Genomic DNA, 9,187 nt, shown 5'->3' with positions numbered 1-9,187 from the left:
AATCCAATTCATTTCTATTTCTACAAACCTTTTGCACCTCTGGTGCAGCCTCTAAAACTCTTAACTTAATGACATTGCCCAGAGGGGGCAAAACAAAACGCCTTGCTGATTAAACGGCAAAACAATTTTGTGGGGTAACTTAAATCTGCGAGAGACCCTGCAGGGACGGATTTTTAAATGATCTCTCATAAACCGGCTTATTCATTTGCACATCCGCACATCTGAAATTCGCGCATTTACTCCGTCGTTATCTCATCCGCAAAAATGTAGGATTGGCTGCCTTTATTCTCGTGCCATTCGGGGAGAGGGCCGTATTGCTTGGCAATTAATTTAATGTAACGGGCATTGGTGTTTAGCAGTGCGGTAAACTCCTGCGTTTGAACATTGGTGTCCTTGATATCGACTTTGGTATTAACGGTGGTTGCCAGTTTATAGGTTTTACCATCGTTTGATGTCCAAAACTGTACATATTTAGGGAACACAATCCATGCGCGGCTATCCTGCAGCGTGTTGATGCTAATTTGTTTGATAGGTTTAACCGCGCTCATATCAACAACGGCAATAAAATCTTTACCCTGGTAGCCCTGCCAGTTTCCTAAGCGCCAGTTGGTAGTGCCATGTTGCCCGTCAATTAATGATTCATCGCCTTTGGCCGGGTAGTTAGGTAGGTATTTGTTAATTATAGTCAGTTTAATATCGTTGCGGAGTTTGATAAAACTTGCCTCGTCAACAAAGCTGCTTTTACCATCTTTTATGGCAATGGTTTTTACCGTGATATTATCGCTGATATTGATTGGCTGCGTATAGGGTGTTGACGATGCAGTAGGAGCAGAGCCATCGAGCGTGTAGTAGATCTTCGCATCAGCATCCTGATCTTTGATTTGGATGCTGAATGGTTGTTTGAACGATTTGGCCGGTGCAATGATATATGGGTTAGGAATGATCAGGTTATCTGTGATCTTTGAAACAGGTTTTTCCAGATCCTGGGTAAAGATCCTGTTAGCCAGCCTGCCGGTGAATACTTCAAAATCGCCGCCTTTTACAATATCATCATAGTTGATAAAAAGCTTGCTGTACACTTTTTTATCAAGGTTCATGCCCTGCAGATAAATGTTGCTTCGGGTAATGCCTGCACCGGGGTTTATGATATTAAATTTTTTGCCGTTTTCCAGGTTGATCACCGCTTTATCAAATTGCGGTATGCCAATCTGGAAATCCTGCTGACCAGGGGCGATGTTATAGATACCCAACGAGCTCATCACGTACCAGGCCGACATTTGTCCGCAATCTTCATTGCCTGCTAAACCGTCAGGTTTGTTGCTGTATTCCTCGCGTAAAATACGACTTACATAAAACTGGGTTTTGTCAGGGGAGTCGGTGAAGTTGTACAGGTAAGCCATGTGATGACTTGGCTCATTACCGTGTGCATATTGACCTATTAACCCGGCTACATCCGGGATATCACTACCGCTTAGCTTTGATTGTGTGCTGAACAGTTCATCAAGCTTGTTTTCAAATGCCTGTTTGCCGCCCATTTTATCAATCAGGGTTTCTACATCATGAGGTACCAAAAACGAATATTGCCAGGAGTTGCCCTCGGTATAATTGCCATTGATCTCTGTAGGATCGAAAGGTTCCAGCCAGCCGCCGTTTGCACGGGCCTGCATAAATGTGTTTTGATTGTTGAAAACGTTTTTCCAATACTGCGCACGCTGAATATATTGTATATAATCATCAGTTTTGTTGAGCATTTTGGCCATCTGCGCAATGCACCAGTCGTCATAAGCATACTCTAATGTTTTTGACACAGAGGCATCTTCCACATCTGATTGTACTGCACCATTTTTGCGATAATTATCCAGGCCAAACTGGTTGCGGTTTACGGCGGCTTTCATCGCTATAAAAGCTTTTTCTGCATCAAAATCACGGATGCCTTTAGCATAGGCGTCTACAATAACCGGAATTGAGTGATTGCCGATCATGCAATAAGTTTCGGTTGTAGCCAGCGGCCATATCGGCAATAATCCCCCCTGATCATACATTGCCAGAAAGCTTTTGATAAAATCAAGCGTCCGTTTACGATCAATCAGTGTTAACAGCGGGTTCTCGGCCCGGTAGGTATCCCATAAGGAAAACACAGTGTAATAATCAAATCCCTGGGCCGTATGTACCTGCTGATCCATGCCCCGGTATTGCCCGTCAACATCGCTATAGATGTTTGGTGCCACCATGCTGTGGTATAGCGCGGTGTAAAATATAGTCTGCTTTATTTTAGCATAATCGGGCTGAACTACTTTTTTTGCGGGCGGGGCGTAACTATAAGGCCCGGTACCGCCCATAGGCTGAGCTTGCGCCGATGGGGCAGGGGCACCACCCTCAACCTGAATTTTATTAAGCTCATGGTTCCAGGCTATTTTAGCATCCTTCTGAATCTTCTTAAAATCAAAGTCGGGTACTTCGGTATCCAGGTTTTTCAATGCACCTTCAGCGCTTACAGCAGAGATGCCCACTTTGCTGATCACTTCTCCGGGATTATCGAACTGTAAAAACAGCTTTACATTTTTCCCCTGAACCTTGGTTTGCCCATTTTGAACTTCGTTGTTTAACGCGATGCCATAGGTTTTAAAAGGCTTTGAAAATTTAGCGTAAAAATATACCTGCTGTTTATCGGCCCACGATTTTGACATGCGGAAACCACGTACCTCATGATCGTTTACTACTTCTATCCATGAATCGAGTACTTCATCGCGATGTTGCAGGTCGATAATAATGTTTGCTTTATCAGTTGATGGATAAGTATAACGATGTACTCCTGCACGGGGAGTGGCTGTTAGCTCGACGTTGATGTTGTATTTATCAAGCAGGGTATGGTAATAGCCGGGCGTAGCACCCTCATTCTTTTTGCTGAAGTGCGAGCGGTATTCGGTGTTTTTGAATTTAGGATCGCCGGTGGTGGGCATAAACAGCACATCACAATAATCGGGTACGCCTGTGCCGCTTAAGTGCGTATGTGAAAAGCCGTAAACCAAACTATCGGTATAATGATAGCCCGAGCAGCCGTCCCAACCTTCCAGCCGCGTATCCGGACTAAGCTGTACCATGCCAAAAGGCATTACCGCGCCGGGATAAGTGTGCCCGTGCCCGCCGGTACCGATAAAAGGATCAACCAGTTGAGCATAGTCCTTATCCTTTTCTTTTTTCTTTTGTGCCGATGATAAAAACGGCAGAACAAGCAACAAGGCGACCGGTAAAGCAGAACGGAATGCGGGCTTTATAAATAACATATTATTAAAAACCAATTATATGATTTGAGTGTGCACAAATTACACTAATTACCATGAATATTTACTAACAGGAACGGTCACTATTTTATTGTTAAGACAATAATGATCAGAAAAACAAATAGCGATAGGTACAGACCCATCGCTATTTGTTTTATATAACCAATTCGTGAAATTCGGTTTAATTCGAAATAATTGGTGCTCAATCTTATCCCTTTATCATACCTACTTTTTTCAATAGCTTACGGTTTTCACGACGGTGGATTAAACGGTACACTATGGCGTAAATGATAGGCAATATCAATAAAGTTAATATGGTTGAAGTTACCAAACCTCCGATTACCACTATAGCCAGGGGTTTTTGCGTTTCCGAACCGATACCTGTTGAAATAGCTGCCGGCATCAAACCAATGGCGGCCATTAAGGCGGTCATTACAACAGGGCGTACACGTGATATCACGCCTTCGCGGATAGCTTCATCAAGGTGCATCTTTTCTTCAAGATTTTTCTTGAAGACTGATATCAGAATTACACCATTCTGGATACACACACCAAACAAGGCTATGAAACCGATACCTGCCGAAATACTGAAGTTGGTGCCGGTAATGTGCAGTGCCAGGATACCGCCTATCAGCGCGAACGGCACGTTCAGGATTACCAAAACTGCATCTTTAGCATTGCCAAAGGTGATGAACAGGATCAGGAATATCACCAGCAAACAAACCGGCACAACGTGTGCTAAAGTGTTTGATGCCCTGATCTGGTTTTCAAACTCACCGTTCCAGGTAAATGAATAACCCTGATCTAATTTCACTGCTGCGCCAACTTTATCCTGTGCCTCGGCAATGGTGCTACCTAAATCGCGGCCACGTACCGACAATTTCACAGCGATGTAACGCATATTGTTATCCCGGTAAATAAACGCCGGACCAGTAAGCGTAGTGATCTTTGAGATTTCTTTGATGGCGATTTTTGAACCGTTAAGGGTTGGCACCATCAGGTTTTCAATTTTGCTTTGGGTATCCCTGAACGGTTTTTGATAACGGATCCGGATATCGAATTTGCGTTCGCCCTCATATAATTGTGAGGCTGCTTTACCGCCTATGGCCATCTCAATAACCGAGTTAGCATCGGCAGTTGATACACCATAAAGCGCCATTTTGCGCTGATCAAGCTCGATACGGAACTCCGGCTGACCAAGGTTGCGCAAGATACCAAGGTCTTCAACCCCCTGGATCTTTTTGAGCACAGCCATTACCGAATCGGCCTTTTGGTCGAGCACCTGGAAATCGGGGCCAAATATTTTTACAGCCATGGATGCCGGTACACCTGCAACAGCTTCGGCTACGTTATCAATAATAGGCTGCGAGTAGTTGAACACGATACCCGGGAACTGACTCAGCTTTTTATCCATTTCGGAGATCAGCTCCTCCTGGGTGATATGGCGCTTCCATTCTTTTTTAGGCAGGAGGTCAACCTGGATCTGCACGTTAAAGAAACCTTTAGGGTCGGTACCATCATTGGTACGGCCAACCTGCGACAGGGTTTGTTTTACCTCTGGGAAGGTTGAAAGGATCTGCCTCATTTTATCAGTAACCTTAACCGAACTTTCCAATGAAGTACTCATCGGCAACTGGGCAGTTACCCAAAGGGCTCCTTCATTAAGCTGTGGCAAGAATTCTGATCCTAAAAATTTGGCTGAAAAGAAAGTAACTGACATAAAGGCCACTGCTACTATCAAGCTCAATTTTTGGTTGCGATATGTATAACTGAACATGCGGCGGATGCCGTTCTCGAAGAACAATACAACCGGGTTATGCTTCTCTCTTACGTTTTTGTTTAGTAAAATACTTGACAGTGCGGGCACTAAAGTGAGGGTAAAAATCAATGCGCCCAACAATGCAAAGCCTAAAGTATAAGCCAGCGGCGAGAACATTTTACCTTCTACTTTCTGGAAAGCAAAGATGGGCACTAAACAGGTTAGAATGATCAGTTTAGAGAAGAAGATGGCTTTACCCATCTCTGCACCGATATTTTTGAACAAACCAAGCTTAGCCAGTCCGTTAAATTTCTGCATGCCTACTTCTTTGGCCCTGTGATCCAACGCCACGAAAATACCCTCAACCATCACCACCGCACCATCTATAATGATACCAAAATCCACAGCGCCCATCGAGAGCAGGTTGGCACTCATGCCTTTTAATCTTAAACAAATAAAGGCAAATAGCAGGGCCAGCGGAATAATGATTGCCACAGTAAGGGTTGTACGCCAGTCGGCCATGAACAGTAATACAATAACGGTTACCAGGATAATACCCTCGCAAAGGTTATGGATAACGGTTTCGGTACAGAAATCCATCAGCGTGGTACGATCATAAAAAGTAGAGATCTTTACGTCGGTAGGTAAAATATGTGCGTTAAGGTCTTTAACTTTATCATTGATGCGTTCCAGTACTTCGGCAGGGTTCTCGCCCTTACGCATCACCACGATACCTTCAATAACATCATTCGCTTTATCGCGGCCAACCTGGCCTAAACGCGGTAAACCACCCTCTTTTACATCAGCAATGTCACGTGCCAGGATAGGAACATTGTTTACATTTTTGATGATGATATTTTGGATCTCTTCAATATTATTGATCAAGCCGATACCACGCACCACGTAGGCCTGGTCGTTTTTTTCGATAATGTCCCCACCCACGTTAATGTTACTGCGATTGATAGCGTTGTAAACATCAAGCGAGGTAAGACCATATTTTTGTAATAGCGAAGGATTAACGCTCACTTCGTAGGTTTTTTCCTCGCCGCCAAAGCTGTTTACGTCGGCTACACCGGGGATTGATTTAAACTGGCGGTCAAGTACCCAATCCTGAATGGCTGTAAGTTCATGTAATGATTTAGTGTGGCTCTTTAATGTATAGCGGAAGATCTCACCTGTTGGGCCATAGGGCGGCTCAACCTCCGGTTTAACACCATCGGGTAAATCGGCATTGCCCAGGCGGCTTAATACCTGCTGGCGGGCAAATGCATCATCAACATCGTCATCAAAAATAATGCGGACATATGATAAACCGAATGATGACGTGGTACGGAGGTTAGCCTTTTTTTGTACCGAGTTTAAAACGGTTTCCATAGGTATGGTAACCATTTTTTCCATTTCTTCGGCGCTGCGGCCCGGCCATTGGGCTATAATGATGATCTGCGTATTGGTAACGTCGGGAAAGGTCTCGATGGGAGTGTTGGAGTAACTCCAGATACCCAAAACAACCAATACCAGTGTCATAAAAAACACGAAGTAGCGGTGCCTGAGCGAGAAGTATATAATATTTTTGATGAACTTGTTCATTGTAGTATCTCTATTTTAAAAACGTGGCTGCCAGGAATTAAGCCCGACAATTTTCAGTTTACCGGTACTTAGTTATTACCCGCTATGGCATCATAAAAAAGCAGCTGATTTTTAGATATGATCTTGTCGCCGGCCTGCAAACCAGATGATATATAAGTGGTGTCTTCAACCGTTTTTATAACTGCTACCTGGCGTACTTTCAAATCGTCTTTGCTGTTATAAACTACTACAAAATTTTTGCTGTTGTCATAAACAACCGCTTTTGCCGGTATGGCAACCGACTGTGCTTTTTCGCTGTTGGCTATGATCACACTTGTAAACATCTCGGGCTTAAGCAGCATACCATCGTTAGGTAACACGATCTTGATCTTTAATACCTTATTATCAGGGTCAAGCACGGAGCTTACCGCATCAACTTTGCCTGTAAATACTTTATCGGGGTAAGCAATGGTAGTAACCTTGGCGGTATAACCTACTTTAACACGGCTGATGTCTGATTCAAACACGTTAGCCCAGATCCAAACATCTTTCATGTTTGATATGGTGAACATGCTGTTAGCGTTGTCCGGGCGGATGAAACCGCCTGCCGTAATGTTTTTTTCAACCACGAAACCGCTTTCAGGAGCTTTGATCACCAAGGTACCACCGGGACTGGTGTTACCACCGCCGTTAATGGCAATCTGATCTTTTACCTTGCTGTAAGCAGCTTCGGCTTTATTGTAATTTTCTTTAGCTTCGGTATAATCGCGCTCGCTTGAGATGCCGTTTTTGTACAAATATTCGGCTTGTTCAAGCTGACGTTTGTAAATCGCAAGATCTGATTTTGAAGAACTCAAATCAGTATAGTTACCTGCAACGTCGGCACTGCGTACAATAGCAAGGGTTTGACCTTTGCTTACCTTATCGCCCAGCGAAACTTTTACATCCAGCACCTGTCCGCTTGAGAAAGGGAATACTTTAACAACGGTATTGTCATCATATGATACCTCGCCCGAAAGGGTAAGCTCATTTTTTATGGTAGCGATCTTGGCAGTATCAATAGTGATAATTTTTGCCATCGAATCGCTCACAGTTACCTGTTTGTTTTCAACAGCAGGAGGAGTTTTGCCTTTACAGGCGGCAAGTAGTAGCAAAGCTGAGATGCCGGAAAACAGCGTTTCTCTTTTCATCATAGTAAGTCTTATAAAGTTAGTCAGGATTTTATTACAGTAGTGCCAACAGCAAAATTGAGGTCGGCAATGGCTTTTTGCAGGTTATATTGTTGTTGCAATATTTTTAGTTTGGTGTCCTTATAGGTGTCAAAAAAATCAACAAACTCTACAAGGCTTATCTGGCGTTGCTGAAAACTCTTAAGCATGGCACCAAACAGTTTATCATACTGCTCGTTAAAGGCGATTTGCTGGGTTGAGAATAGTTGAATGTTCAGTTTATATTGGTTAACGGCAGCAACAACATCGTTTTTAAGCTGAAATTCACTTTGTTTTAAAGTGCTCTCCTGGCTTTTGATATTATACTGTGCCGATTTGATATTGCCCTGGTTTCGGTTAAACAATGGGATTGGCAAACCAATCTGTAAGCCGTAATAGTTGCGGGCGTAGCTGCTGTTTTGGTCATATGATACACCGATAGTTACATCAGGCACCGCAAGCGCTTTTTGATAAGCAAGGTTGTGGGTTGCCGAACTTAACTGGTATTGGTTTGACAGATAATCGGGCCTGTTGGTCATGGCCTGGCTGATAAGCGACTGCACATCAAGATCAACTGTTTCAACCGGTTTATCGTTTACAATGGGTTGTACAAACGTAGTTTCTTTAGTTTGCAGCAACGTTTTAAGCTCGGTTTGCAGGTCGTTGATCTGGCGGTTATTTTCAACCATATCGTTCTGCAAGCCAAATAACAGGGCTTTCAAACGGATGAGGTCCTTCATGGAAGTATTACCTACATCAAATGATTTTTGAATAGCATTAACCAGTTCTGTTGCCGATTTGATTTCGTTTTGATAAACCAACTGCTGCGCGTTCAAAGATGCCAGCTGACCGAAGTCAAGCTGCAGGTTGTAACGCAGGTTGCGCATCAGGTCATTAAAAGCAGCTTCCTGAACTTTGGCATCGTCTTCGGCTACCTTTACCTGTTTGCCGCGTTTGCCCGCAGTGGCAAATACCTGGTTTAACTGGACGAAAACTTGTCCGCCTTTGTTTGAGTGGTTGAAAAATTTATTGGTGCTACCGTCATGAATGTTTTGATCGGTGCTTAAAACGGGGTTGTCCCATAGTTTAGCTTGTTGAATGAGTGCCTTTGAGGCATCAACATTATACTTTTGGGCAAGAAGGCTCAGGTTATTTTCAATGAACTGTTTTTCAGCATCAGGGAAAGTGATCTTTAGTGTATCTGTTTGTGCTTCGGCCTTTTGTGTTAGTAAACTAAAAAATAAGGGTGATATAAATAGCAGGGATTTTATAGTACGCATGTTTCCTTCATCAATTCTACATTACAAAAGTTCAAAACGGTTATGAATTTTGTATGAAGTGAAGAAAAACTAATGGTAGTCCGAACCCGGATT

4 protein-coding genes are annotated in these 9,187 nt (G+C 43.4%); all 4 read right to left on the bottom strand.

Going from position 1 to position 9,187, the window contains the following annotated elements:
- Positions 1–236 precede the first annotated feature (236 nt).
- Positions 237–3,284: a GH92 family glycosyl hydrolase gene (locus AC59JO_RS26320; RefSeq protein ID WP_497309206.1), complete on the bottom strand. Its 3,048-nt coding sequence runs from the start codon at positions 3,282–3,284 to the stop codon at positions 237–239.
- A 205-nt stretch (positions 3,285–3,489) separates the two neighbouring features.
- Positions 3,490–6,627, bottom strand: a complete 3,138-nt coding sequence (locus AC59JO_RS26315; RefSeq protein ID WP_497309204.1) for an efflux RND transporter permease subunit — start codon at positions 6,625–6,627, stop codon at positions 3,490–3,492.
- A 68-nt stretch (positions 6,628–6,695) separates the two neighbouring features.
- Entirely contained in the window at positions 6,696–7,799 is a 1,104-nt protein-coding gene (locus tag AC59JO_RS26310) for an efflux RND transporter periplasmic adaptor subunit (RefSeq protein ID WP_413668578.1), read from the bottom strand.
- Positions 7,800–7,819: 20 nt separating this feature from the next.
- Positions 7,820–9,094: a TolC family protein gene (locus AC59JO_RS26305; RefSeq protein WP_497309202.1), complete on the bottom strand. Its 1,275-nt coding sequence runs from the start codon at positions 9,092–9,094 to the stop codon at positions 7,820–7,822.
- Positions 9,095–9,187 lie beyond the last annotated feature (93 nt).

This window comes from Mucilaginibacter sp. A5337 (genome assembly GCF_059690695.1).
Note: the sequence above shows the minus strand (reverse complement) of the source record. Positions and strands in the feature narration are given on the sequence as shown.

Excerpts from the sequence above, each read along its gene's own strand:
- AC59JO_RS26310 (WP_413668578.1), bottom strand. The coding sequence starts at position 7,799 with ATGATGAAAAGAGAAACGCTGTTTTCCGGCATCTCAGCTTTGCTACTA.
- AC59JO_RS26320 (WP_497309206.1), bottom strand. The coding sequence starts at position 3,284 with ATGTTATTTATAAAGCCCGCATTCCGTTCTGCTTTACCGGTCGCCTTG.
- AC59JO_RS26305 (WP_497309202.1), bottom strand. The coding sequence starts at position 9,094 with ATGCGTACTATAAAATCCCTGCTATTTATATCACCCTTATTTTTTAGT.
- AC59JO_RS26315 (WP_497309204.1), bottom strand. The coding sequence starts at position 6,627 with ATGAACAAGTTCATCAAAAATATTATATACTTCTCGCTCAGGCACCGC.